Source organism: Streptomyces colonosanans (assembly GCF_001866645.1).
Taxonomy (GTDB): domain Bacteria; phylum Actinomycetota; class Actinomycetes; order Streptomycetales; family Streptomycetaceae; genus Streptomyces; species Streptomyces colonosanans.
In genome coordinates, this window is sequence record NZ_MLYP01000004.1 from 1 (window position 1) to 24,835 (window position 24,835).

The window sequence follows — 24,835 nt, forward strand, 5'->3', positions numbered from 1 at the left end:
GGAGAGTAGGACGCCGCCGAACAAATTTTGAGAGAGCCCCAACTCCGGGTAGATACCCGTGAGTTGGGGCTCTTTCGCGTTACCCCACGGTCATGTCACCGCGATCGCCTGGCGCGGCCGGAGGTGGGTGCCCAGGCCGAGCGGCATGCGCATCGTTGGACTTGCCGGCGCCGTTCGGGCCTCGGATCGCCATGGTGTCGACGGTGCCGCGGGGCGGGGTGCGGTGTGTCGGACCGGGGCATTGAGCTGCGGAAATCGTGTAGTACCCGGGTGCTGGGGGACCGTAGAGTGCGCATTCATGGACTATGAGATTCGCCCGGTGCGGCCCGAGGAGTGGCGTGCGGTCAAGGAGCTGCGCCTTGAGTCCTTGCGGGATCCGGCGGCGCCGCTCGCGTTCCTGGAGACGTACGAGCAGGCGCTGGCGCGGCCGGATTCGTTCTGGCAGGACCGGACGTCGGGGGCGTCGCACGGGACCGGGGCCAGGCAGTTCGTCGCCGTGGCGCCGGATGGCAGCTGGGTCGGAACGGTGGTGGCTCTCGTGGAGGAGCCAGGCAGCCAGGACTTCTTCGGGCGGGCGGTGGAGCGCCGGCAGGCGCAGCTCGTCGGCGTGTACGTGCAGCCCGAGGCGCGGGGGAGCGGGGTGACCCGGGAGCTGTTCGGCGTGGCCGTGGAGTGGGCGCTGGGGCTCGGCGGGGTGGAGCGGGTGCGGCTGCACGTCCACCAGGACAACGTGCGGGCCGACAGGTTCTACCGGAAGTTCGGCTTCGTACGCACCGGAGAGGTCGTCCCGAACGGCGACCTCTCCAAGGTGGACTACGAGATGGAGCTCAAGTCGCGTTAGGCGTATGGACGTTCGGTGCGGGCCGCGCGCAGGGCCCGCCCCCACCAGTCCAGCTGGTCGAGCAGGACCTCGACGGCGCCGGCCGCACCCTGCGGGTCGTTGGCGCGGCCATCCTTCGCGGCCGAGGCGGGCGTCTCCACACGCACGCTCTACAACCACTTCGGTGGCAAGGAGAAGCTGTTCCGCGCGGTCCTGCTGGACAGCGCGGCGGCCGTCACGTCGGCCAATGTCGCCATCGTGGAGCGGAACTTGGGGAAGGCGACAGACGTCGAGAAGGACTTCCTCGCCTTCGGCCGGGAGTGGATGGGGCGACGCGGCGACCACGACGCCCACATGCTTCTCATCCGCCAGATCACCGCGGAGGGGCACCGGCTGCCCGCCGACGTCATCGAGGAGTGGCAGCGCACCGGCCCGCGGGCGGTGGCGGAGGCGGTGCGCGAGCGGCTCGCCGGGCTGGGCGCGCAAGGCCTGCTGGCCGTCGACGCCGTCAACTTTGCCGAGGCGGCGCGGTACTTGCTGCTCTTTGTTGCCGGATCCGTCACCGCGGACACGTTCTTCGGGGTCGTGCCGATGCCGGACGACGAGGTCGAGGCGCGGGTGACGAGCGGCGTGCGGACGTTCTTGCGGCTCTACGGGGTCAACGAGGCTTACGACCTGGGGAGCAATAGGGAGCGGCGTCGCGGCGTCCGGCACGGCCGCTCACGGCGTTGCCGAAATGTCCTAGTAGCTCCGCTACGAGGACCTTCCGGCGCCTTGCGATCGACCGCACCGGACGCCGCTCCTTCACCCGCTCCCTATTGCTCCCCAGGTCGTTAGCCGAGGGGGAGGTCGGCGCCCGGCCAGCGGGTGCGTCCCTGTTCCCGGGACCGGAGCAGGGCCAGCGTCACCAGGCCCCGGTCCGCTCCGGTGGACAGGAGCTCCGGGAGCTGGGGGAGAGGAGCCACGGCCGCCACATCGTCCAGGACGAGGGCAAGTGGTGGGTCGAGGCGACCGGAGGATGACCGTTCGGCCATGCGGCGGCCGCGCTCGACCACGCTGGAGGCGAGGGCCGTCAGCAACGGCATCGCGCCGGGACGTTGCCGGGGGTCCTCGATTGGTTCACCCACGACATAAAGTGTGCCCCCTTCGTTGATGAAGGAATCCAAGGCAAGGCTGTCATTTCGGTTGGATGTGCATGCCTCGCGGATATTGACCGTGGAGAGGGAGGACAGCGCGCGGGTCGTCAACTCCTGGGCCATGTCACGACGTTCAGGATGCGAGGTGAGCGCGGCCTCCAGTTCCCCGGCCGTGCCGGACGACGCCTTGGGGTGCGTCCGCAGGGCGCGTACCGCCTCCTGGACCTGGGTGCCCTGGGCCCAGCGGTGGAGGTGCCGGATGGTGCGGCCGTCTATGGCGGCGGCGTGCAGATAGCTGCGCAGCAGCGTTTCCGCCACGTCGGCGACCGCCTCGTCGATACGGGCCGTGGGGCGGACCGGGGCGAGCAGCGCGACGGCGCGTGCCGCCGCCGTGGCCTTGTCCTCGCAGCCGGAGGTGGGGGACCAGTGCAGCCGGGCCGGGGTGTCGCACAGATGGGAGGGGTCGTAGAGGAGGACGGGGCCGAGCTTGGCGCGAGCGTCCTTGGTCTCGGACCACAGGGCGGCGCTGGAGGTGACGACGAGCGCGGGCCCTTCCGCGTCCCGCACGGCCTGGGCGGCCACGGGGTGACGGACGTCGGGGGCACCGAGGACGACCGAGGGGGCCGTCCGGACACCCGCCTGCCGTCCGCCGGGGGCTACGGGCGCGACCACCGGCTGTAGTGCCGCGGGAGCGGGGAGCACCTCGGCGGGTTCGGGCGCCGGGCGCGGTGCGGGTACCTCCTGGGCCACCGGGACTGCCTGGGGCACCAGAGCCTCGTCGGCCGCCGGGACCGTCTGGGTCACCGGAACCTCCTGGGTCACCGGAACCTCGCGGCTCGCGGGCTGGGCGCCCTTCGGTGCCGCGGCCGCACGCTGCCCGGCCACTCCGCGGTTCGGCTCCGGAAGCGGGCCCGACGCCCTCGCGTGCGCGCGTACCGCCTTCCACCGCGCCACCGTGCCGATGGCGAACACGGTCAGCACGGACACCACCATCAGTTCGCCTATGAACAGCCCCCAGAACAGCCCGTACCCGGACAGCTGGTCCGGCGGAGTGTCCGGCCACGCACCCACGGTGTCGTGGGGCTGGGCGAGCAGATGGCGCATGGCCATCGGCGTTCGGCTGAACCGGACGCCGTGCGGCCAGGCGCCCCGCGCGAACCAGCCGGCGACGCCGGTGGCCGTCCACACCATCAGCGTGACGCCGAGCAGGAAGGCGAGTGCGCCCACCAACAGACCGTCGGGGATGCCGCCTTGCCCGCCCTGCCGCTCCTTGCCTGGTCTCATCTGGACCCCATGTCTATGCCACCGTCGACTCGGACGTGCCGTCCAGGTCGTGCAGCCGCTGTTCCATGAACGCCGCCGCACGCTCCTCCGCCTCCAGTTCCGCGGCGTGCAGGACGTCGTCCGTCATGTCCCTCGACGACTCCGTCATCGCGCGGTCGGTGAAGACGAGCGGCCGTTCCATCTCTGTGACCAGGTGCTTGACCACCTGCACATTGCCGTTGACGTCCCATACGGCGATACCGGGCGTCAGGGTCGGGATGATCTCCATGGCCCACCTCGGCAGGCCGAGGACCCGGCCCGTCGCCCGTGCCTCGTCCGCCTTCTGGGCGTAGATCGTCCTGGTGGAGGCCATCTTCAGGATCGCCGCCGCCTCCTTCGCCGCCGCCCCGTCCACCACGTCGCTCAGATGGTGCACGACCGCCACGAAGGACAGGCCGAGTCGTCGGCCGAACTTCAGCAGCCTCTGGAACAGCTGCGCCACGAAAGGGCTGTTGATGATGTGCCAGGCCTCCTCGACCATGAAGATGCGCTTCTTGCGGTCGGGGCGGATCCAGGTGTGCTCCAGCCACACACCCACGATCGCCATCAGGATCGGCATGGCGATCGAGTTGCGGTCGATGTGGGACAAATCGAACACGATCAACGGGGCGTCCAGGTCGATGCCGACCGTCGTGGGCCCGTCGAACATGCCCCGCAGGTCACCGTCGACCAGGCGGTCCAGGACCAGTGCCACGTCCAGGCCCCAGGCCCGTACGTCGTCCAGGGCGACGTTCATCGCCTCCGCCGACTCCGGTTCGGGGTGCCGCAGCTGCTCGACGATGTCGGTCAGCACAGGCTGCCGCTCGACGATCGTCTCGTTGACGTAGGCGTGTGCGACCTTCAGGGCGAAGCCGGACCGTTCGTCCAGCCCGTGCCCCATGGCGACCTCGATGATCGTGCGGAGCAGTGCGAGCTGGCCGGTCGTCGTGATCGACGGGTCGAGCGGGTTGAGCCGGATGCCGTGGTCGAGTGCCGCCATCGGGTCGAGCCGGATGGGGGTGATCCCCAGCTCCTCCGCGATCAGGTTCCACTCGCCGACCCCGTCCTCGCCCTGCGCGTCGAGCACGACGACCTGGCGGTCGCGGAACCGCAGCTGGCGCAGGACGTACGTCTTCTCCAGCGCCGACTTGCCGTTGCCGGACTCACCGAGGACGAGCCAGTGCGGGGCCGGGAGCTGCTGACCGTACAACTGGAAGGGGTCGTAGATGTAGCCCTTCCCGGAGTACACCTCGCGGCCGATGATCACGCCGGAGTCGCCGAGGCCGGGCGCGGCCGTCGGTAGATAGACGGCCTGGGCCTGGCCCGTGGACGTGCGGACGGGCAGCCGGGTCGTCTCGACCTTGCCGAAGAGGAAGGACGTGAATGCGTCGGTCAGGACGGACAGCGGATCCCGCATCAGGGCCTTACCTCCGAATGCCGGTGGCGAAGGGGAGCGTGTTGACGAAGGCCCGGTGGTGCTCGCGGTCGCACCACTCCAGCTTCAGATACGACTTGCCCGCCGAGGCGCGGATCGTGCGCTTGTCGCGGGCGAGGGCCTCCGGGGAGCGGGCGGAGACGGTGATGTAGCCGACCAGGTTGACTCCCGCGGCGCCGCTCGCGAGGTCCTCGCCGCGCTGGTCGAGGCGGGAGTGGGCGGCGATGTCACGGGGGTCGACGGTGCGGTTCATCTTGGCGGAGCGGCTGGCCTCGGCCTCGTCGTTGGTCTTCTCGGTCAGCATGCGCTCGATGGCGACCTCGGTGGGTTCGAGGTCCATGGTGACGGCGACCGTGCGGATGACGTCCGGGGTGTGGACGAGCAGCGGAGCGAGGAAGTTCACGCCGACCGGGGTCATCGGCCACTCCTTGACCCATGCGGTGGCATGGCACCAGGGGGCACGCGTCGACGACTCACGGGTCTTCGCCTGGAGATAGGTGGGCTCCATGGCGTCCAGTTCGGCGGGCCAGGCGTTGCGCCTGGTCATCGCCTGGATGTGGTCGATGGGGTGGTCGGGGTCGTACATGGAGTGGACGAGGGAGGCGAGCCGTCCCTGCCCCAGCGGCTGCCGTACGCGGATGTCGGCTTCCTGCAGTCGTGAGCAGATGTCGGTCAGCTCGCGCGCCATGACGATCGCGAGCCCCGCGTCCCGGTCGACCTTCCTGCCCCCCTGGGGTCGCGCGGCGCGTGCCATGGCCTGGGCCTCGGCGGCCAGTTCGCGGCTGTAGTGCATACAGGCGACGAGGTAGGCGCGGTGCTGCTCACTGCTCGTGGACACCATGGACTGCAGTTGGTCGTACGACCGCTGCAGCCAGGCCGGGGAGCGCTCGTCGCCGCGCTGGGCGACGTCCTTGGCGTGGGCGTCGGGGTCGGCGGGCAAGGTGCGGGCCAGCATCTGGAGGCGGGTGACGAAGCCGTCGCCGTTCGCGACGTGCTTGAGGAGCGTGCCGAAGCGGTCGACGAGGGCCTCCTGGTCCTCGCTGTCGCGCAGGCCGACGCCGGGGCCCTCGATCTCGATCGCGGCCGTGACGGTCCGCCGGTCGGCGTGCAGCAGTACGGCGATCTCGTCGGGTCCGAAGGGCGCGGCGAGCCAGGCGATCCGCCCGATGCCCGGGGGCGGTCCGATCTCGACCTCGCGTCCGTCGAGGTGGGTGCCCGCCTCCATGACCCCCGACCGGTACGTCGTGCCCTGCCGCAGGGTCCGCTTGTAACTGCGGTTGATCTCGAACCACTTGTAGAACGTGCGGTGCCGGTACGGGACGTACACGGCGGCGAGCGCGATCAGCGGGAAGCCCATCAGGAGCACGATGCGCAGGGAGAGGACGGGGACGAGGAGCCCGCACATCATGCCGAGGAACGCGCCCGCGATGATCAGCGCGATCTCGCCGGTCTCGCGGTTGCGGCCGACGATCGCGTTCGGCCGAGCGCGGCCGATCAGATATGTCCGGCGGGGCGTGACCGCTGGGGACACATGGGACTCGGTCGTCAACGCCCTTCACCTCCCGTGCGGTTGGTACTGCTGTTGCGGCTGTTGCTGGCGTGCGGAGTGTTGGCCGGGCTGGTGCGCTGCGGGGGCGCGGAGGGGACGGATCCGCCGCCGCCCTGGGCCCGGCCGCTGTGCGCGGCCACGCCGCCGGCCACGGGGTTGGCGGGGCGCGGAGGCTGGCCGCCGCCGCCCTTGCTGTCGGCGCGGCTGCTGTGGGTCTTGATGCCCTGGGCGACGAGGGTCGCCGGGGAGCTGATGACGGCCGCGGCCTTGTTCTCTGCGCCCCGCATGATGCGGTTGTTCCGGGAGGCGGCGATCTCGTCGCCGAAGCCGGGCACGAACCGGTAGATCATGGCGCTCGCGAAGATGGCGAGCAGGATGATGGCGAGCCCGGAGACGACGGCGGAGAAGGCATTGGGCCCGCCTGCGGAGGAGAGCGCTCCGGCAAGTCCCAGCACGATGACGATGACGGGCTTGACGAGGATGACGGCGATCATGATCCCGGCCCAGCGCCTGACATGCCCCCACAGGTTCTTGTCGACGAGCCCCGCGTACACGACGGTGCCGAGGAGGGCGCCGACGTAGAGCAGGGCGGCGCGGATGACCAGTTCCAGCCAGAGGACACCGGCGGCGAGGATGGAGACGAGGGAGACGACGATCAGCATGATCGGCCCGCCGCCGATGTTCTCGCCCTTGCCGAGCGCACCGGAGAACGTGCCGAAGAACGTGTGCGTCTGGTCGCCGGTGGTTTTCGCGAGGACGTCCGTGACGCCGTCCGTGGCCGACACGACGGTGTAGAGGATCAGCGGGGTGAAGGCGGAGGCGAGGACGGTCAGCCAGAGGAACCCGATGGCCTCGGAGAGCGCGGTTCCGAGGGGGACGCCGCGGACGGCCCGCTTCGCGACGGCGAGCAGCCACAGAATGAGGGTGAGGACGGTCGACGCCGCGAAGACGACCGCGTACTGCTGAAGGAACTTGGGGTTGGTGAAGTCGACGTTCGCGGTCTCCTTGACGGCGGCGGAGAGCTTGTCGACGGTCCAGGAGGCGGCGTCGGCACAGCCCTTGGCGAGGGAGGAGAGGGGGTCTTGGGGGTTGTTGGTGAGGTCGGTGGAGGGGCCGCCGCTCTTGGAGCCGGAGCTGCCTTTTTCGCAGTATTTCTTGGCTTCGCCGACGATGAGGTCGCAGGGGTTCTTGCTCGCCGTCGGTGAGGGACTGGTCGACGGCGTCGCGCTGGGCGAGGGATCGGCGACGGCACGGGTGGCCAGCAGCACGGCCGATGTCTGTACGGCTGACACGACTCCGGTGAGCTTGAGCACGCGATGGCGGCTACCGGGCATACGTGAACCCTCCGTACTCTTCGATGGCCTTGCGGATCTCGTCGGAGGCGGCGGCCTGGTCGTCACCGGGAACCGGGGCGGGGCCGCCCTTCTGCGCGTCGGAGGCGATCTTCCAATCGCCGTTGGACCACAGCAGGTCGAACGTCCACGTCTTCCAGGTCGAGGTGATGGGGTCGGTCGATTTCTCCCCGGACATGCCGATGAGTCCCATGTACCAGACCGCGACCTTGGCATTGCTGTCGGAGTACCGCTGGACTGTGGTGCCCACCGGGACGACACGGGAGACGAATGTGCTGCCTGCCGGTGCGTTGCCGTTGGCGTCGAGTCCCATTTTGTCGAGGAAGCCGGCCGAGTAGGCCTGGTCCATCGGGCTTTGGAGTCTGGCCGCCGCGTCGGGGGTGTAGAGGCGGTTCAGGAGGGCATGACGGCTGTCCTTCTTGAACATGCCGTCGGAGCCCAGCGCCACCGCGTAGTTCGCGGCAGCGGACTGCGCCCCCTGTTCGTCGTGCGCGAAGCCCGAAGGGATTCCCTGCGTCTTCGTGTCGACCGGTCTCGTTCCGGAGGCGGCTGTCGGGGCCGAGGCGGGCTTGTCGCTGTTGTGGCCGCCGCCCGACGAGGAGTTCCCGTCACCGCGGTTCGCGAAGGCGATCGCGGCGATCAGGAGGACGACCACCCCGACGACCGTGATCAGGCTCCGCGACGAGGACCGGCCCCGCCGGGCGCCCCCGTACACGTCACCGCCCCGGTCGGGCAGCCGTGTCCGGGTCTGCCCGACGCCGCCGTACTCTCCGTCGCCCCCGCCGGAGGCACCGTCACCGAGACTCACGCCGAGCACGCCCCCTTGACCTCATAGCCACTCCGCACCTCGTGTCGAAACGCGTAGATGTACGACGGTAGCCGTGCTGGTTCCCGCGCGGGCGCGGTGTGATGACTCGACATCAGAGAAACGCAACCTCAGCCGGTGGGCGCGACGGACGGATGGGTCGGGGGTGGGAACCGGGCGCGCCCGGCCGGGGACTGACGGTGCGCCAGGTACATGGCGTGACGGTCCTGGCCGGGCCTAGACAGCCATGCCGTACACGATCGTGAACAGTGTGCCGAGTGAACCGATGATGAAGACCCCGGTCAGGCCCGCGATGATCAGGCCCTTGCCCTGTTCGGCGCTGAACGTGTCGCGCAGGGCCGTCGCGCCGATGCGCTGCTTGGCGGCCCCCCAGATCGCGATCGCCAGGCAGAGCAGGATGGCTACGGCCATCACCACCTCGACCATCACGCGTGCCTCGTTGCCCAGGCTGCCGAACGGCCCCCAGTTTGGAGCGATACCGCCGATGATCGTGTTGATGTCGCCTTTTGCGGCCGCGAGATGCATGTAAGTCACCGCCCCTGGTGGGTAGTTCTGTCCCCCCTGCCACGGTCGCAGAGGTCAGGCTCATTCTCGCCGACAATGACGCTGTCGTATGTCGACTTGGCGTCATTGAATTGGCGGGTTTCGTGCGTGTCCCTTGCTTCCGGCCCGCGCGGGACCCTCGGGAGGGGTGTGGGACGGTATTCGAAGGAACGTATGGTTACTCTGTGTATCACGGCAGGTCACGCCGGGCAATGAGGCCTCAAGCGGAACCCGCGGTGCGGTTCCGTCGTTGCCCTCCTCTGTGCCGTGAGGGCCTGGGTCGGCCTGCGGCGCGGCCCGTCCAACCGGCCCGTGCCGTACGGGTGTCACTCGTATGAGCGGAAGGCTATCCCTGGTCCGCGAAGTCGGCTGCGGCGGGGCGAGCCCGTGAGTGAGGGCCTCCTGGGCGGGGTTCTCCTGGCCGGGACGTGCCCTCGTCGGCCGCAGGTTCCAGGTGTGCCCGTCGAGGGCGCCGCCTGCTCGATATGCCGTTTTCCTCAGGATTTATCGTTTTTGCGCGTGAAGGTCGGGTCATCGCGGGAACCAGTCATACAGAACGGATTACTGGAGGCGAGAGGAACATGGCTGAGCAGAAGTCGTCGTCGGACCTTCCCGGCCCGCTGCAGACCGCGACTTCCGCGCTGCGCAAGGTGCCGGGTGCCGAGATGGTCGGCAGGGCCACCGAAGGCGCGCTGAACGCGGTCGGAGCCGTGTCTCCGCGCGGGCGGCGGCTGGCGGTGTACACCGGCGCCGGGATTCTCGGTGTCGTGGGTCTCGTGGAGTGGCCCGTCGCGCTCACCGGCGCGGCCGTTGCCTGGCTCACCCAGCAGCGGCCCGAGCACCCGGAGCGATCCGGGCAGGCGGCGAACGGCTCCCGGAGTGCCAAGCGCACGACATCCGCCGGCGGGCGAAAGACCACCACGAGCCGGAAGGTCCCCACGAGCCGGAAGACCACCACGAGCCGGAGGGCCACGGCCACGACCACGGCCACGGCCACGACCGCGCGGCGCCGCCGTACCGCCGCTGCCGCCACCTGAGCGCGCGCGATGGGGTTTGGGCTGGGGGTGATACGTGCCTCGACCGCTGCCGAGGTCGTCAGGGCCGGCCCCCGGCTGCTGGTGCGCAGGGCCCCGGCCGCCGTGGGCGCGGCCGCTGGGGCGGTCGCGGAGGTGGCTCGGGTCGGTGTACGCGGTGCCGACACCGCGGTACGTGCCGCACGGGTGGCGCGCAACGCCCTGCCCGGCGACACGGGCCAGTGGCGGTCCGGCGCGAAGGCGCATCTGACGCTGCGGCTCGCCGAACCCGTACGCGCCGGGCGGGAGAGCGCGATGCGGCGCGTGGCACAGGCGTCCCGCACCGTGGCGGTGGCACTGGCCGAGCGGCCGGACGTGGTGTCCGCGTACTGGGACGGCGGGCTGACGCGGCTCGTGGTCACGGCGACCGGGGAGGAGATGACCGATCGGGTGGTGGAGCATGCCACCGCCCTCGCCGAGCAGTGCGGCCTGGTGGTCACGGCGGACCCGGAGGAGGAGTTCGCCCACCCCGGCGACCCCGCCGCCGTACGGACCGCCGCGGCGGCGCTCGCCGCCGACGTCCTGGGCACCGGCATCGCGATCGCCGGGGCCGTCCTGCGGCTGCCGCACTCGCCCCGTGCAGTGACCGCGGTGGTGACCCTGCTGCGTGAGAACCCGCGCTTCCGTACCTGGCTGACGGATCGCCTCGGCCGGTCCGGGATGGACCTGGCGCTCGCTCTCGCCAACGCGGCGGCGCACACTGCGGGCGGCACGCCGACGGCCCTGGTGCTCGACGGCGGACTGCGCGCCTGCCAGCTGACGGAGCGGGTGGCACGCGCGGTCGCGTTCGATGTGTCGCACGACCGGTGGTCCGGGCCCGCACGCGCCGCAGTGCCCGCCGATCGCCACCCGCGCCCACCGTTGCACACCTCCCCCACCCAGGAGTACGCCGCCCACACCTCCGTCGGCAGCGTGCTCGCCGCGGCGGCGACGGAACTGGTCAAGCGCGACCTCGAAGAGGCGGCGGAGGCGGTGCTCGCGGGGTCGCCCAAGGCCGCCCGCTACGGCCCCGCCGCCTTCCACTCCGTACTGAGCGGCGCCCTGGCCCGGCAGGGCGTGCTGGTGCGGGAGCCCGAACGGCTGCGGCACCTGGAGCTGGCCGAGACGCTCGTCCTGCACCCCAGTGCGCTGCTGACCCCGGGCGGCGCGGACCCGTGGATCGAGGCCGTGCTGGACGCGGCGCGGCACGCCGGGCTGAGGGTGGTGATGGTCGACCACCCGGCGCTGGCCGACTTCACGGGGCTCGCCGACCGCGTCGTCCGCGGCGACCGGCCGCTGGAGGAGGTGGTGGACGAACTGGTCGAGGACAGCGAGAGCGGAACCGTCGTCACCGTCGCCCGGCCCGCCTCGGTTGATCAGGACGACGTGCTCGCCGGCCTGCTCGGCAGCGATGTGGCCGTCGCCCTCACCGACCTGGACGGGGTCGTCGTCTGGGGTGCCGACGTGCTGGCCCCGCACGGCCTGGCCGACGCGTGGCGGGTGCTGACCGCGATACCGGCTGCGCGCAGGGTCGCCCGTAGGTCGCAGACTCTGGCCCGGTCGGGGGCGGCGCTGTCCGGGCTGCTGGTGGCCGTCCGCGGCGCCCGTCCGTCGCCCCGCTGGCCCCTGCCCGGTCTGCGGCACATGCCGGTCGACGCGGCCGCGGCCGCCGCCCTGCTGACCGGCGTGCAGGCGGCGCTGGGCGTGGCCGCGGCCACGCTTCCGCACCCCCGCCCGCGGGTCGCCTGGCACGCGCTGGAGTCCGAGGAGGTCCAGGAGCGGCTGGAGCACCAGCCGGAGCCGGAGGCCCAGCGACCGGCCGACCGGGTGCGCACCGCGGTGCAGTCCCTCGCCCGGTACCCCGTGCTCGGGCCCGCGAGCGGCCCGGTGCGCTGGACGGTGCGGCTCGCCCGAGCCGTACGCGGCGAACTCGACGATCCGCTCACCCCGGTCCTGGCGGTCGGCTCGGCCGCGTCGGCGATCCTCGGCTCCGCCGTGGACGCGCTGCTGGTCGTCGGCGCGCTCGACCTGAACGCCCTGGTCGGCGGCGTCCAGCGACTGCGGGCGGAGCGGGCGCTGTCCGGGCTGCTGGCCGAGCAGCAGCGCAAGGCCCGCCTTCGACGGAGACGGGGGGCACGCAGGCCGCGGCCACGGGAGGCGGCGCAGACCGTGGACGCCGCCGAGCTGCACCAGGGGGATGTCATCGAGCTCGAAGCCGACGACGTCGTACCCGCCGATGCCCGGCTGCTGTGGGAGGACGGTCTGGAGGTGGACGAGTCCGCGCTGACCGGAGAGTCCCTGCCGGCCGAGAAGCAGACCGATCCCACCCCGCGCGCCGCCGTCGCCGACCGTCGCTGCATGGTCTTCGAGGGCACGACCGTGGTGGCCGGACGCGCCCGGGCGGTCGTGGTGGACACCGGCGACCGCACCGAGGCGGCCCGCGCCGTCTCCCTCGCCGCCCGTAAGCCCCCGGCCGCCGGGGTGCAGGCCAGGCTCCAGGAACTCACCCGCAAGGCGCTGCCGTTGACGCTCGCGGGCGGGGCCGCGGTGACGGGCCTGTCGCTGCTGCACGGCACGCCGGTCCGGCGGGCGGTCAGCGGCGGAGTCGCGGTGGCCGTCGCCGCCGTTCCCGAAGGGCTGCCGCTGGTGGCCACGGTGGCCCAACTCGCCGCCGCCCGGCGGTTGAGCCGGCAGGGCGTCCTGGTCCGTACCCCGCGCACCCTGGAGGCGCTGGGCCGGATGGACACGCTCTGCTTCGACAAGACCGGCACGCTCACCGAGAACCGGCTGCGCGTGGTGCGGGCCGCGGACGCCGACGGCACCGTCCGGGCGGCCGGCCACACCGAGTCCGCGCGGACCCTGTGTATCGCCGCCCGCGCCTGCCCCCGCCTGGCCGGCGAGGTGGACGGCAAGTCGGCCCACGCCACCGACGAGGCCGTGCTGGACGCGGCCGGCCCCGGCCCGGACTGGACGCAGACCGAGGGCCGCCCGTTCGAGGCCGGCCGCGGGTACGCAGCCGCTGTGGGCCGAGGCGAGGACGGCGCCCGGGTGCTCGTGGTCAAGGGCGCCCCGGAGATCGTGCTGCCCGCCTGTGCCAAGCTGCCGGCCCGGATCTTCGAGGCGGCTCATGAGCTGGCCCGCGACGGACTGCGCGTCCTGGCGGTGGCCGAGCGCCCGCTGGCCGGGGACGAGAACGACGAGGACGTCCTGGAGGAGGCCCTCGACGGACTCAGGTGCACCGGCCTGCTGGCCCTGTCGGACGTGCCGCGGGAAACCTCCACCGCCCTCGTCCGGGGTCTGCGGCAGACGGGAGTCCGTCCGGTCATGCTCACCGGCGACCATCCCCAGACCGCCCGGGCGATCGCCGTGGAGCTGGGCTGGCCCGAGGACACGGCCGTGGTCACCGGCGACGAACTGGCCGCCGCGGACCGGTCGGCACGAGCCCGGATGCTGCGGGACGCGGACGTCGTCGCCCGGGTCGCGCCCGAACAGAAGCTCCAGGTGGTCGAGGCGCTGCGGGACGCGGGCCGGGTCGTCGGCATGGTCGGCGACGGCGCCAACGACGCCGCGGCCATCCGCGCCGCCGACATCGGCGTGGGTATCAGCGCCCGCGGCTCGGCGGCCGCACGCAACGCCGCCGACCTCGTCCTCACCGACTCCGACATGACCGTCCTGATCGAGACGGTGGCCGAGGGCCGCGCGCTGTGGCACGGCGTCGCCGACGCCATCGCCATCCTCATCGGCGGCAACGCAGGCGAGGTCGGCTTCGGCATCCTCGGCGGGCTGCTGTGGGGCGCGGCCCCGCTCTCCACCCGCCAGATGCTGCTGGTCAACCTGTTCACGGACCTGTTCCCGGCGGTGGCGGTGGCGGTGACCCCCGACCGGGAGCAGAAGGACGGGGCCGGCATCGGGAGCGAGGACGGCGGTCGGCTCGTCACATCCCTTCTGGGGCAGGCGCTGCTCCGGCAGATCCGTCACCGGGCCCTGGCCACATGCCTGGGCGCGACCGTGGCGTGGCTGCTCGGCCGTGCCACCCCGGGCACCTCCCGCCGCTCCACCACGATGGCCCTGTGCGCGCTGGTGGGCACCCAGCTCGCCCAGACCATGGCCGACCGCCGGGACAGCCGGCTGGTGCGGGCCACGGCCCTCGGTTCGGCCGCGGTGCTCGTCGCCCTGGTGCAGACCCCGGGCGTCAGCCAGGCCCTCGGCTGCACACCGCTCGGCCCGGTCGCCTGGACGGGCGTGGCCGCGGCGATCGCGCTCGCGGTGGCCGGGCACCGGACGCTGCCGCAGGTGGAGCAGGCCGTGCTGCGGTGGTGGCGGTCGTCGGAGGGCGCCCGGCCCGAGACACCGGCCGGAAACGCGGCGCGGTCGGTTTCGGAGGTGGCACGGTCTGTCTCGGACATCGCGCGGAACGCCTCGGAGGTGCTGCGCAGGGCCTCCAGCGCGGGCCCGCCGCCCTCGGCCGCGCCTGCGGGCGGCAGTTGACGGCGCCCCACCCGCGTGCTTCGGGAGCGCCCACCCGCCTGTCGTGGGCACGAGTGTTCGAAAGAGAGAAGCAGGTGTGGGCCGAACGTGCAAGGCGACCTGCAACGATGCACCCTCATAGCGGAATTTCAGAGAGCTCACGGGGATTTTCTCACCATCGTGGGCCACAGTAAGAGGTGATGAACCTCATCAGACGCCCCCCTGGCAACCGCCGGCACGCCTTCTTCGGTGCCCTCGTGCTGCTGGCCGTCACGAACTCCTCCGTGGCGGCGGCCGACGGCGGTACCGGACCGCTGGGCGCGACCATCCAGGCGGAGGCCGGCCTGGACAGCGCACGGATCGGTCCGCTCTTCGGCCCGGCTGCTCTGGAAGGCGGCCACTTCTGCACCGCCTCCGTGGTGCACAGCAAGCGCGGCAATCTGATCGTCACCGCCGCCCACTGCCTGAACAGCAAGGGCGCGTTGTGGTTCGCCCCCGGCTACCGGGACGGCAAGGCGCCGTACGGGGTGTGGAAGGTGACCAAGAAGTTCGTCCCCGACACCTGGAACGGTGACCAGGACGAGAACAGCGACGTCGGCTTCGCCGCCCTGGAGTCGGTCGGCGGTGTGAACGTCGAGGACATCGTCGGAGGCAACCGGTTCGCCACGGGGCGGTCGACCGGTGCCACCGCCGTCACCATCACCGGATACCCCAACTCCGAAGAGAATCCGATCACCTGTACGAACAAACCGAGCGCCCACAGCCGAACCCAGCAGCGCATCGAGTGCCCCGATTTCACCGGCGGCACGAGCGGCAGCCCCTGGGTGAACAACGAGGGTGAGATCGTGGGCATCCTCGGCGGCCACGAACAAGGCGGCTCCACCTCCGACATCTCCTACAGCGTCGTCCTGAACAGCAAGGCCGCGGCCCTGTACCGGACCGCCTCGGGCAAGTAGCCGCAGCCGTACGTCCTCTGTGCGGCGTACACGCAGGGCCTGCTGACGTGCCGCCGTCGGCGATCTCCCGGCGGTGGCCGGTCTTGTATGCCCAGGGCCGGGCCGGAAACAACCCGGTCCTGCAGCGCCTCACGCCCCTACACTGACCCTCGGCGTACTCCCGGGCGGCGAGGGGCGGTTGACGGTGCGTAAGGCCTGGATCTGGGTGACCGCTGCCGCCGGTGCCGGGCTCGGCTTCGTGATGCTGCTCGTCATCGGGGTCTACATGGCCGCCGAGAACCCCACAGGCGGCAGCGGGCAGGGATCCGTCGGGCTCGCCAAGAACGCCGTGCCCGCCGCGTACTCCGGGCTCGTGCAGAAGTGGGGCAACCTGTGCGGCGCGATCAACCCCGCACTGCTCGCCGCCCAGCTCTACCAGGAGAGCGGCTTCAACCCGCACGCCAAGAGCCCCGTGAAGGCCGAGGGGATAGCGCAGTTCATGCCCGGCACCTGGGCCATCCACGGCATCGACGCCGACGGCAACGGGGTCGCCGACGTCTGGGACCCGGCCGACGCGATCCCGTCGGCCGCCTCGTACGACTGCAAGCTCGCCTCGTATGTGAAGGACGTGCCCGGCAACCCGACGGAGAACATGCTCGCCTCGTACAACGCGGGGGCGTACGCGGTCATCAAGTACGGCGGCGTGCCGCCGTACAAGGAGACCCAGAACTACGTGAAGACCATCATGACCCTGTCGAAGAGCTTCGCCGCGCCCATGCAGCGCGTGGACCCCTCGAAGCAGGCGGCCGCCGCGATCTACTACGCGCAGAAGAAGCTCGGCACCCCCTATCTGTGGGGCGGCAACGGCACCAGGGACCAGGGCGGACGCTTCGACTGCTCCGGACTGACCAAGGCCGCGTACGCGAGCGTCGGCGTCACGCTGCCGCGCGTCGCCAATGACCAGTACAACGCCGGACCGCACCCGAAGCGGGACGAACTGCTCCCGGGTGACCTGGTGTTCTTCTCGGACGACCTGACCGATTCGCGCGCCATCCGGCACGTCGGGATCTACGTCGGCGGCGGCTACATGATCGACGCGCCCCGGTCGGGCGCCGTGATCCGGTTCGACCCCGTCGACACCCCGGACTACTTCGGTGCGACGCGTGTCACCGAAGACGGCGCGAAAGCGCTGCCCACCGCGGTGTGAACCAGGCGGTGAACGGCGCGCGCGGGGGGACGCGCGCGCCGGCCGGAACCCTTCGGTACGCCTCTCTCCCCTGAGCTGCGAGGACGAGTCTCTCTTCGGTAACGTCTGCGTGATCGTTCGGTCGAGTGAGGAACGCGGACGCAAGGGTTGTGCGTTCCTTTTTATGTAGAGCATCGACGTACGGCTTGACGTGGAGCGGATCTACGACCACGGGGGTGGTGGAGCGGCGTACACGGGTGCGTCCGCGGTACGGGACAGATGACGAAGGGGCCGCGCACGATGGCTGGACTCGCGGGATCCGGTTCGAACCCCGACGTCGATCTGCTCTACGACATCAACGGCCTGGCCGGGGACACCCCGCACTGGTTCGACCGTGCCACGGTGTTCGTCGGCGAGTACGGCCTGCCGCTCGCGATGGTTCTGCTCGTGCTGTGGTGCTGGTGGAGCGTGCGCCGGCGGGGTGGCGAGGACGCGGCGACATCCGTGGCCGCGCTCATGTGGGCCCCGCTCGCCGCCGGAATCGCGGTGCTGGTGAACATGCCGATCCGGGACTTCGTGGGACGTCCCCGGCCGTTCGTCGACCATCAGGGGCTCGATGTCCTCGTCGCCGGCAAGACCGGCTACTCCTTCGTCAGCGACCACGCCACACTCACGATGGCGATGGCGGCCGGACTGTTCGTCGCGAACCGGAAGTTCGGGCTCATCGGTCTCGGGATCGCGCTCCTCGAAGGGTTCTGCCGGGTCTACCTGGGCGTGCACTATCCGACGGACGTCGTCGGCGGTTTCGCCCTCGGCACGGCCGTGGCCCTGCTCCTGTCGCCGCTCGCCATGGCCCTGCTGACCCCGCTCGCCAAGGCGGTCGAACGCTCGCCGCGTGCCGGCCTGCTGATCCGGGCGCGCGGGGCGCGTGCCGCGCAGACCGTGATCCCCGGCGCGCGGAAGGAGGCGGCGGCCGAGGAGAGGGACCTGGCGGCCTGAGCCTTTCAGGCGGGCTCGCTCGCGTGTCCCTGCGCGTCGGTTCTGGCCAGGCTGCGGGCCCGGCGCGCCGGGCCGCGCCAGCCGCAGGTGCAGCGCGCCACGCAGAAACGGCCCTGTTCAGTCGTGGTCGTGCGGTGGTCCTCGTGACCGGTGCGGGTGTCCTGCTGCTCCACTTGGCAAGGGTACCCAAGGCGCGTGAGACGCCGGGCCGTGCGCGTGACGGCTCCTCCTACTCGTCGTTAACCGCTACAGCAGGAGGGGCACCGGGACGGGCCGGCTGGGGGTAGACGGGCGATGGTGGAGCGGCGGCAAGGTCGGACGGGCGCGGCGTTCGCCGCGGCGGTGGGAGTCCTGGTCTGCGGTGCCTCGGTCACGGGATGTTCGGGCAGCGGGGCCGCCGCCGAGGACGCGCGCCCGACCACCGACGCGGTAGGGACGCTCCACCGGGCCGCCGCGACCCTGGTACGGGAAGGCAGCTCCAAGGCCCGTACGTCGATGGAGATGGCCACCGGCGGCACCCGGGTCACCATTCGCGGCGATGGCGTGTACGACTTCCACGGCCGGCTCGGCCGGCTGACGGTGACCCTGCCGCGGGATCCCGCGGGTGCCGAGGAGCACCGCCCCATCACCGAACTGCTCGCCCCCGGCGCGCTGTTCATGAAGAACCGGGGCGCGGGCGTGCCGGCCGACAAATGGGTACGGGTCGACACGGCCACGCTCTCCGACGGCAACCTCGTCACCGGCGGTGCCACCGACCCGTACGCGGCAGCCGAGTTGCTGCGCGGGGTGCGGAAGGCGACGTACGTCGGGCAGACCGAGGTCGAAGGGACACCGGTGCGGCACTATCGCGGGATCGCCGACATCGGGCTCGCGGCGCGGAGCGCGTCCGCCGGGAACAAGGGGCCGTTGCGGGCGGCGGCGAAAGGGTTCGCCACGGCCGAGGTCCCCTTCGACGCCTACCTCGACGACCAGGGACGCATCCGCAAGCTCCGCCAGCGGTTCGGCTTCGTCAACGGCGAACGGAAGACCACGGTCGCGGTGACCTCGACGACCCTGCTGTACGGCTTCGGGGCCCCGGCCCGGGTGGTGCTCCCGGCGTCCGCGGACATCTTCGACGGAAAGATCGCGGAGCGGTGAAGGGGACTGCCGGGCCGGGGGACGGGCCCGGAAGTGGCGCGGCTGAGGGGCTGGAAATGGTCCGTCCGTGCCATGCGCGGTGTGCGGGCCGCTCCCTACCCTAGGAGGTCGGTGACGGCAGAAAGAGGTGATGCACGTGGCTCCGCTGGGCGGTACGGCAGTTCAGGACCACGTGGCCCTCGCCGAGATCGAGCTGTGCGGCGACCTGATCATCGCGGCGTCGGCCGCGATCGAGGACCGGCTCAGTCTGGAAAGCATCGACGAGGTGCTGAGAGTGGCCGAGGAACGGGACCCCTCCGGCGACTGAGCCGTCGGCGTATCGCGCTGGTGCCCCGACAGACCACGCCTGCTTCAAGGGCAGACGTCGCCTGCCGGGGCACCAGCCCGAGGCGTCACGTCCGCAGCAGCCGGCCGATCGCCTTCGTCGCCTCCTCCACCTTCGCGTCGATCTCCGACCCGCCCTTGAGTGCGGCGTCCGCGACGCAGTGGCGCAGATGCTCGTCGAGGAGCTGGAGCGCGAAGGACTGCAGCGCCTTCGTCGAGGCGGAGACCTGCGTGAGTATGTCGATGCAGTACACGTCCTCGTCGACCATCCGCTGCAGCCCGCGGATCTGGCCCTCGATGCGGCGCAGCCGCTTGAGGTGCTCGTCCTTCTGGTGGTGGTAGCCGTGGATGCCGTGGTCGTGGTCGGTCATCACGGTCTCGGCGCCCTCGGAGGGCGCCGGCGCGCCGGCCTCGGTGGTCGTCATCGCGTCCTCCTGGAGATGGTTGCCCGGGGATACGGATCAGGACAGTGGACCAGCGGACGCGGATCCCACGCGCCGCGAAACGGACATATACCCCCGACCGGTATATGGTAACGAACTTTTCCGGTGAGAGAGCCCTGGTCAACGAGGTCCGGCCACCGTCGTCCCGCCCCCGTGCCGACCACTTTGCTCGATGGGCGACACTGGAGGACGACCCTTAGCCGTGGCCGGATGATGTGCTTAGCATCAGCCTGACCGAAACCGAAGCATCCTGAGGACCCCACGTGCGCTTTCGTCTGACCCCCAGGGAGACGAGCTTCTACGACATGTTCGCCGCATCCGCGGACAACATCGTCACCGGTTCCAAACTCCTGATGGAACTGCTCGGGGCGGACACCTCCGACCGGGCCGAGATCGCAGAGCGTATGCGGGCAGCGGAACACGCCGGTGACGACGCCACACACGCGATCTTCCACCAGCTGAACTCCTCGTTCATCACGCCGTTCGACCGTGAGGACATCTACTCCCTCGCATCGTCCCTGGACGACATCATGGACTTCATGGAGGAGGCCGTCGACCTGGTCGTCCTCTACAACGTCGAGGAACTGCCCAAGGGCGTCGCACAGCAGATCGAGGTCCTGGCGCGGGCGGCGGAGCTGACGGCCGAGGCGATGCCCAACCTCCGCACGATGGAGAACCTGACCGAGTACTGGATCGAGGTGAACCGCCTGGAGAACCAGGCGGACCAGATCCACCGCAAGCTGCTCGCCCACCTCTTCAACGGCAAGTACGACGCGATCGAGGTCCTGAAGCTCAAGCAGATCGTGGACGTGCTGGAGGAGGCCGCGGACGCCTTCGAGCACGTGGCCAACACGGTGGAGACCATCGCGGTCAAGGAGTCCTGAGGCGTCCATGGACACCTTTGCTTTGATCCTGACCATCCTGGTCGCGCTCTTCTTCACCTATACGAACGGCTTCCACGACTCCGCGAACGCGATCGCGACGTCGGTGTCGACGCGCGCGCTGACGCCGCGGGCGGCGCTGGCGATGGCCGCGGCGATGAACCTCGCCGGTGCCTTCCTCGGCAGCGGGGTCGCGAAGACGGTCAGCGAGGGCCTGATCCAGACGCCCGAAGGCGGGAAGGGGATGGGAATCCTCTTCGCGGCGCTGGTCGGTGCCATCGTCTGGAACCTGGTCACGTGGTACTTCGGCCTGCCCTCGTCGTCGTCGCACGCGCTGTTCGGCGGCATGGTCGGCGCGGCGCTGGCCGGCGGTACGACGGTGTACTGGACCGGAGTCCTGGACAAGATCGTCATCCCCATGTTCCTGTCCCCGGTGGTCGGCCTGATCGTCGGCTATCTGGTGATGACGGTGATCATGTGGCTCTTCCGGCGGGCCAATCCGCACAAGGCGAAGCGGGGCTTCCGTATAGCGCAGACGGTGTCGGCGGCCGGCATGGCGCTCGGCCACGGCCTCCAGGACGCGCAGAAGACGATGGGCATCGTGGTGATGGCGCTGGTCATCGCGGACGTCCAGGACTACGGGGATCCGATCCCGGTGTGGGTGAAGATCGTCTGTGCGGTGATGCTGTCGCTGGGCACGTACGCGGGCGGCTGGCGCATCATGCGCACGCTGGGCCGCAAGATCATCGAGCTGGACCCGCCGCAGGGCTTCGCGGCGGAGACGACGGGGGCGTCGATCATGTTCACGACGGCGTTCCTGTTCAAGGCGCCGATCTCCACGACCCATGTGATCACCTCGGCGATCATGGGCGTGGGCGCGACGAAGCGGTTGAACGCCGTGCGGTGGGGTGTCGCGAAGAACATCGTCCTGGGCTGGTTCATCACGATGCCGGCGGCGGCGATCGTGGCGGCGTGCGGGTTCTGGTTGATCAACCTGGCGTTCTTGTAGAAACGTCGGCGGCGCAGGTGCCGCCCGGAGGAAGCCGCGCCCCCGGGGCGTCCCGGACCCGGGGCCCCGGGGGCCGTCGTTTCAAGATGCGGTGGTCGCCGGCGCGACAAGACTGGACCTATGACTACCAAGGCACTCCTCGAAGGCGGACCGGACGATCTGGCGGGCACGCTCGTGCCGGTCGTCCCTCCGGGACAAGAGCTGAAGATTCCTCACCGCGGCGGATACGAGCACTACAAGGTCACGTCGCGCCACGAGGACAGCCAGGAGGGTCGGGTCACCGTCTACCAGTGGTGGGAACGCACCGAAGTCGCCGAATGAGAGCGGGCCCGCCCCCGGGACACGGGGGCGGGCCCTCTTCTTCCTCGCGGTGGCACCGCCATGCAGCACCGCGAGGGGTCATCAGCAGCTCAGCCGAAGCGGCCCGAGATGTAGTCCTCCGTCGCCTGGACCGACGGGTTGGAGAAGATCCGCTCCGTCTCGTCGATCTCGATCAGCTTTCCCGGCTGGCCCACGCCCGCCAGGTTGAAGAACGCCGTACGGTCCGAGACGCGTGCGGCCTGCTGCATGTTGTGCGTCACGATCACGATCGTGAAGCGTTCCTTCAGTTCGCCGATCAGGTCCTCGATGGCCAGGGTCGAGATCGGGTCCAGGGCCGAGCAGGGCTCGTCCATCAGCAGGACCTTCGGCTCGACCGCGATCGCGCGAGCGATGCACAGACGCTGCTGCTGACCGCCCGACAGGCCCGAGCCCGGCTTGTTCAGGCGGTCCTTCACCTCGTTCCAGAGGTTCGCGCCCCTGAGCGACTTCTCGACGATGTCGTTCAGTTCCGCCTTCCGGTAGTTGCCGTTCAGGCGCAGGCCCGCCGCCACGTTGTCGAAGATCGACATGGTGGGGAAGGGGTTGGGGCGCTGGAAGACCATGCCCACCTCGCGGCGGACGGAGACCGGGTCGATCCCCGCGCCGTACAGGTCCTCGTCGTCCAGGAGCACCTTGCCCTCGACGCGTCCGCCCGGGGTCACCTCGTGCATGCGGTTGAGCGTCCGCAGGAACGTCGACTTGCCGCAGCCGGAGGGGCCGATGAACGCCGTCACCGACCGTGGCTCGACCGTCATCGAGATGTCCTCGATCGCCTTGTGGGAGCCGTAGTAGGCGGTGAGTCCGCTTACGTCGATTCGCTTGGCCATGACTACTTCACTTCCAAAGTCTGATGGGTGGTGCTGTGGCCGGCGCGGCGGCAGCCGCACATCAATGCCTCAGCGACCGGTCGCGCGGCGGTTGCCGCAGGTCGTCAGCGCGGTGCCTTCCAGCGGGCGATACCGCGAGCCACCAGGTTGAGGATCATCACGAATGCGATCAGCGTGAGCGATGCCGCCCAGGCGCGGTCGTACGCCGCGTTGGCGCCCGCGCTGTTCGAGTACTGCTGGTAGATGTACAGCGGCAGCGACGCCTGCGCACCTTCGAAGGGGTTGGCGTTGATGAACTGGTTGCCGAACACGAGCAGCAGCACCGGCGCGGTCTCGCCGGCGATACGGGCGATCGCCAGCATGATGCCGGTGGTGATGCCGCCGATGGAGGTCGGCAGGACCACCTTCAGGATGGTGCGCCACTTGGGCACGCCGAGCGCCAGGGACGCCTCGCGCAGCTCGTTCGGGACGAGCTTGAGCATCTCTTCCGTGGAGCGGACCACGACCGGCATCATCAGGATGGCCAGGGCGAGCGATCCGGCGAAGCCGAACGGCTGCATGTCGAGCATCAGCATCAGGCTGAGGATGAACAGGCCGGCGACGATCGACGGGATGCCGGTCATCACGTCGACGAAGAAGGTGACGGCCTTGGCGAGCCTGCCGCGGCCGTATTCCACCAGGTAGATCGCGGTGAGCACGCCGATCGGCGCGCCGATCAGGGTGGCGAGGCCGACCTGCTCCAGGCTGCCGAGGATGGCGTGGTAGATGCCGCCGCCCGGCTGGGAGTCGGCGACCACACCCATCGAGTGGGTCAGGAAGTAGACGTCGAGGACCTTCACACCGCGCTGCACGGTCACCCAGATCAGGGAGACCAGCGGCACCACGGCGAGCAGGAAGGCGACCCACACGAGAGAGGTCGCGACACGGTCCTTGGCCTGGCGGCGGCCCTCGACGCGCGCGGCGATGCCGTACGTGGCGAGGACGAAGAGGATGGCGGCGATCACGCCCCACTGGACGCGGCTGTGCAGTCCGGCGGCGGCCCCGATGCCGATCGCGGCGGCGATCGAGCCGGCGGCGATGGCCCAGGGGGACCACGAGGGGAGGCGGGCGCCGCGCAGCGTGCTGGGGCGCTTGTGGGCGACGGCTGCGGTGCTCATGCGTTGGCCCCCGAGTATTCCTTGCGGCGGGCGATGATCATGCGGGCCGCGCCGTTGACCAGCAGGGTGATGACGAACAGGACCAGACCGGAGGCGATCAGCGCGTCACGGCCGTACTCCGTCGCCTCGCTGAACTTGCTGGCGATGTTCTGGGCGAAGGTTCCGCCGCCCGGGTTGAGCAGGCTGCCGTGGATGAGGAAGTCCGGGGAGAGCACGGTGGCGACGGCCATCGTCTCGCCGAGCGCACGGCCAAGGCCCAGCATGGAGGCGGAGACGACGCCGGAGCGGCCGAAGGGCAGCACGGCCATCCGGACGACCTCCCAGCGCGTGGCGCCGAGGGCCAGGGCCGCCTCCTCGTGCATCCGCGGGACCTGGCGGAAGACCTCGCGGCTCACATTGGTGATGATCGGAAGGATCATGATCGCGAGCAGGATGCCGACGGTGAGCATCGAGCGGGGGGCACCGCCGTCCCAGGAGAAGATGCCGGTCCAGCCGAGGTAGTCGTTCAGCCAGCTGAAGAGGCCGTTCAGGTTCGGTACGAGGACCAGGGCGCCCCACAGGCCGTAGACGATGGACGGCACGGCGGCGAGCAGGTCGATCACGTACCCGATGGGGCCGGACACCCGGCGCGGGGCGTAGTGCGTGAGGAAGAGCGCGATGGCGACCGCGATCGGAACCGCGATGACCATGGCGACGACCGAGGAGACCACCGTGCCGAAGGCCAGTACGGCGATGCCGAAGACCGGCGGGTTGAGGTTCGTGTTCCACTCGAAGGTGGTCAGGAAGTTCCCGTGGTCCTTGCTGATGGCCAGGGACGCACGGTAGGCGAGGAAGACCGCGATCGCGGCCATGATCACCAGCAGCAGGATGCCCGCTCCGCGGGAGAGGCCGAGGAAGATCCGGTCTCCGGGGCGGGTGGCGCTGTGGGACGTGCGCTTCCGCCCGGCCGCGGAAGGCCGCGGAGCGGGGGGAGGTGCTTGTGTGTTGCGTGTAGTTATGTCCATCGGGTTCTCCGGTCTGCGGAGCCACGCGCGGTGTGCGGCTCCTGGCGGCGGTGCACCGGACGATGCGGTCCGGTCCCGCGGGGGGACCGGA

Annotated in this window: 23 protein-coding genes; 12 read left to right on the forward strand and 11 right to left on the reverse strand. The window is 70.6% G+C overall.

Going from position 1 to position 24,835, the window contains the following annotated elements; translation table 11 throughout:
• Positions 1–298: 298 nt before the first annotated feature.
• Both BIV24_RS01215 and BIV24_RS01220 read left to right on the forward strand, forming a co-directional pair.
• Positions 299–841 carry a GNAT family N-acetyltransferase gene (locus BIV24_RS01215; protein ID WP_071364215.1) on the forward strand — a complete coding sequence of 181 codons (543 nt, stop codon included), beginning with the start codon at positions 299–301 and terminating at the stop codon, positions 839–841.
• Positions 842–940: 99 nt separating this feature from the next.
• Positions 941–1,657 carry a TetR/AcrR family transcriptional regulator gene (locus BIV24_RS01220; RefSeq protein WP_071364216.1) on the forward strand — a complete coding sequence of 239 codons (717 nt, stop codon included), beginning with the start codon at positions 941–943 and terminating at the stop codon, positions 1,655–1,657.
• On the opposite strand, the gene BIV24_RS01225 is transcribed toward BIV24_RS01220, so the two are convergent.
• From BIV24_RS01225 to BIV24_RS01250, 6 genes are all read right to left on the reverse strand, one after another.
• Positions 1,654–3,240 (reverse strand): TraM recognition domain-containing protein, encoded by a 1,587-nt coding sequence (locus BIV24_RS01225; protein ID WP_071364217.1) that lies wholly within the window; start codon positions 3,238–3,240, stop codon positions 1,654–1,656. The two genes, BIV24_RS01220 and BIV24_RS01225, sit on opposite strands and share 4 nt — an antisense overlap.
• Before the next feature lie 13 nt (positions 3,241–3,253).
• Positions 3,254–4,675 (reverse strand): ATP-binding protein, encoded by a 1,422-nt coding sequence (locus BIV24_RS01230; RefSeq protein WP_071364218.1) that lies wholly within the window; start codon positions 4,673–4,675, stop codon positions 3,254–3,256.
• A gap of 7 nt (positions 4,676–4,682) precedes the next feature.
• On the reverse strand, positions 4,683–6,242 hold the full coding sequence (locus BIV24_RS01235; protein WP_071364219.1) for an SCO6880 family protein: 1,560 nt from the start codon (positions 6,240–6,242) through the stop codon (positions 4,683–4,685).
• Positions 6,239–7,576, reverse strand: a complete 1,338-nt coding sequence (locus BIV24_RS01240) for a hypothetical protein (RefSeq protein ID WP_071364220.1) — start codon at positions 7,574–7,576, stop codon at positions 6,239–6,241. Before BIV24_RS01240 ends, BIV24_RS01235 begins: the two co-directional genes overlap by 4 nt.
• Complete coding sequence (locus tag BIV24_RS01245; protein WP_071364314.1) at positions 7,566–8,402, reverse strand: DUF8175 domain-containg protein; 837 nt, start codon at positions 8,400–8,402, stop codon at positions 7,566–7,568. Before BIV24_RS01245 ends, BIV24_RS01240 begins: the two co-directional genes overlap by 11 nt.
• A gap of 234 nt (positions 8,403–8,636) precedes the next feature.
• Entirely contained in the window at positions 8,637–8,945 is a 309-nt protein-coding gene (locus BIV24_RS01250) for a hypothetical protein (RefSeq protein ID WP_071364221.1), read from the reverse strand.
• A gap of 599 nt (positions 8,946–9,544) precedes the next feature.
• Between BIV24_RS01250 and BIV24_RS34945 the strand changes: the two genes are divergently transcribed.
• From BIV24_RS34945 to BIV24_RS01275, 5 genes are all read left to right on the forward strand, one after another.
• Positions 9,545–10,000, forward strand: a complete 456-nt coding sequence (locus tag BIV24_RS34945; RefSeq protein WP_079167933.1) for a hypothetical protein — start codon at positions 9,545–9,547, stop codon at positions 9,998–10,000.
• Positions 10,001–10,009: 9 nt separating this feature from the next.
• Positions 10,010–14,503: a cation-translocating P-type ATPase gene (locus tag BIV24_RS01260; RefSeq protein WP_079167934.1), complete on the forward strand. Its 4,494-nt coding sequence runs from the start codon at positions 10,010–10,012 to the stop codon at positions 14,501–14,503.
• A gap of 179 nt (positions 14,504–14,682) precedes the next feature.
• On the forward strand, positions 14,683–15,438 hold the full coding sequence (locus tag BIV24_RS01265; protein ID WP_071364222.1) for a trypsin-like serine peptidase: 756 nt from the start codon (positions 14,683–14,685) through the stop codon (positions 15,436–15,438).
• 184 nt (positions 15,439–15,622) lie between these two features.
• Positions 15,623–16,624 (forward strand): C40 family peptidase, encoded by a 1,002-nt coding sequence (locus BIV24_RS01270; RefSeq protein WP_071364315.1) that lies wholly within the window; start codon positions 15,623–15,625, stop codon positions 16,622–16,624.
• A 279-nt stretch (positions 16,625–16,903) separates the two neighbouring features.
• Entirely contained in the window at positions 16,904–17,602 is a 699-nt protein-coding gene (locus BIV24_RS01275) for a phosphatase PAP2 family protein (RefSeq protein WP_071364316.1), read from the forward strand.
• Between the two features lie 5 nt (positions 17,603–17,607).
• Here the strand turns inward: BIV24_RS01275 and BIV24_RS34105 are convergent, their stop codons facing one another.
• Positions 17,608–17,775: a hypothetical protein gene (locus BIV24_RS34105; RefSeq protein ID WP_177198598.1), complete on the reverse strand. Its 168-nt coding sequence runs from the start codon at positions 17,773–17,775 to the stop codon at positions 17,608–17,610.
• A gap of 121 nt (positions 17,776–17,896) precedes the next feature.
• On the opposite strand from BIV24_RS34105, the gene BIV24_RS01280 reads away from it, so the two are divergent.
• Both BIV24_RS01280 and BIV24_RS34110 read left to right on the forward strand, forming a co-directional pair.
• Complete coding sequence (locus BIV24_RS01280) at positions 17,897–18,739, forward strand: SCO4651 family lipoprotein (RefSeq protein ID WP_107459138.1); 843 nt, start codon at positions 17,897–17,899, stop codon at positions 18,737–18,739.
• A 136-nt stretch (positions 18,740–18,875) separates the two neighbouring features.
• The gene (locus BIV24_RS34110) at positions 18,876–19,046 is read left to right on the forward strand and encodes a hypothetical protein (RefSeq protein WP_177198597.1); all 171 of its coding nucleotides are present in this window, start codon (positions 18,876–18,878) and stop codon (positions 19,044–19,046) included.
• Between the two features lie 85 nt (positions 19,047–19,131).
• Here the strand turns inward: BIV24_RS34110 and BIV24_RS01285 are convergent, their stop codons facing one another.
• Positions 19,132–19,488, reverse strand: coding sequence for a metal-sensitive transcriptional regulator (locus BIV24_RS01285; RefSeq protein ID WP_071364223.1), 357 nt, complete (start codon positions 19,486–19,488; stop codon positions 19,132–19,134).
• A 281-nt stretch (positions 19,489–19,769) separates the two neighbouring features.
• Between BIV24_RS01285 and BIV24_RS01290 the strand changes: the two genes are divergently transcribed.
• The 3 genes from BIV24_RS01290 to BIV24_RS01300 all read left to right on the forward strand — a co-directional run bounded on the left by BIV24_RS01290 (position 19,770) and on the right by BIV24_RS01300 (position 21,717).
• Positions 19,770–20,390 (forward strand): DUF47 domain-containing protein, encoded by a 621-nt coding sequence (locus BIV24_RS01290; RefSeq protein WP_071364224.1) that lies wholly within the window; start codon positions 19,770–19,772, stop codon positions 20,388–20,390.
• Between the two features lie 7 nt (positions 20,391–20,397).
• The gene (locus BIV24_RS01295; RefSeq protein ID WP_071364225.1) at positions 20,398–21,396 is read left to right on the forward strand and encodes an inorganic phosphate transporter; all 999 of its coding nucleotides are present in this window, start codon (positions 20,398–20,400) and stop codon (positions 21,394–21,396) included.
• Positions 21,397–21,516: 120 nt separating this feature from the next.
• Positions 21,517–21,717 (forward strand): DUF5988 family protein, encoded by a 201-nt coding sequence (locus tag BIV24_RS01300; RefSeq protein ID WP_071364226.1) that lies wholly within the window; start codon positions 21,517–21,519, stop codon positions 21,715–21,717.
• A gap of 89 nt (positions 21,718–21,806) precedes the next feature.
• Here BIV24_RS01300 and pstB read toward each other — a convergent pair whose 3' ends face one another.
• The 3 genes from pstB to pstC form a co-directional block, all read right to left on the reverse strand.
• Entirely contained in the window at positions 21,807–22,583 is a 777-nt protein-coding gene (pstB, locus tag BIV24_RS01305) for a phosphate ABC transporter ATP-binding protein PstB (RefSeq protein ID WP_071364227.1), read from the reverse strand.
• Between the two features lie 104 nt (positions 22,584–22,687).
• Positions 22,688–23,740 carry a phosphate ABC transporter permease PstA gene (gene pstA, locus BIV24_RS01310; RefSeq protein WP_071364228.1) on the reverse strand — a complete coding sequence of 351 codons (1,053 nt, stop codon included), beginning with the start codon at positions 23,738–23,740 and terminating at the stop codon, positions 22,688–22,690.
• The gene (gene pstC, locus BIV24_RS01315; protein ID WP_071364229.1) at positions 23,737–24,744 is read right to left on the reverse strand and encodes a phosphate ABC transporter permease subunit PstC; all 1,008 of its coding nucleotides are present in this window, start codon (positions 24,742–24,744) and stop codon (positions 23,737–23,739) included. The genes pstA and pstC overlap by 4 nt, the downstream gene beginning before the upstream one ends.
• Positions 24,745–24,835 lie beyond the last annotated feature (91 nt).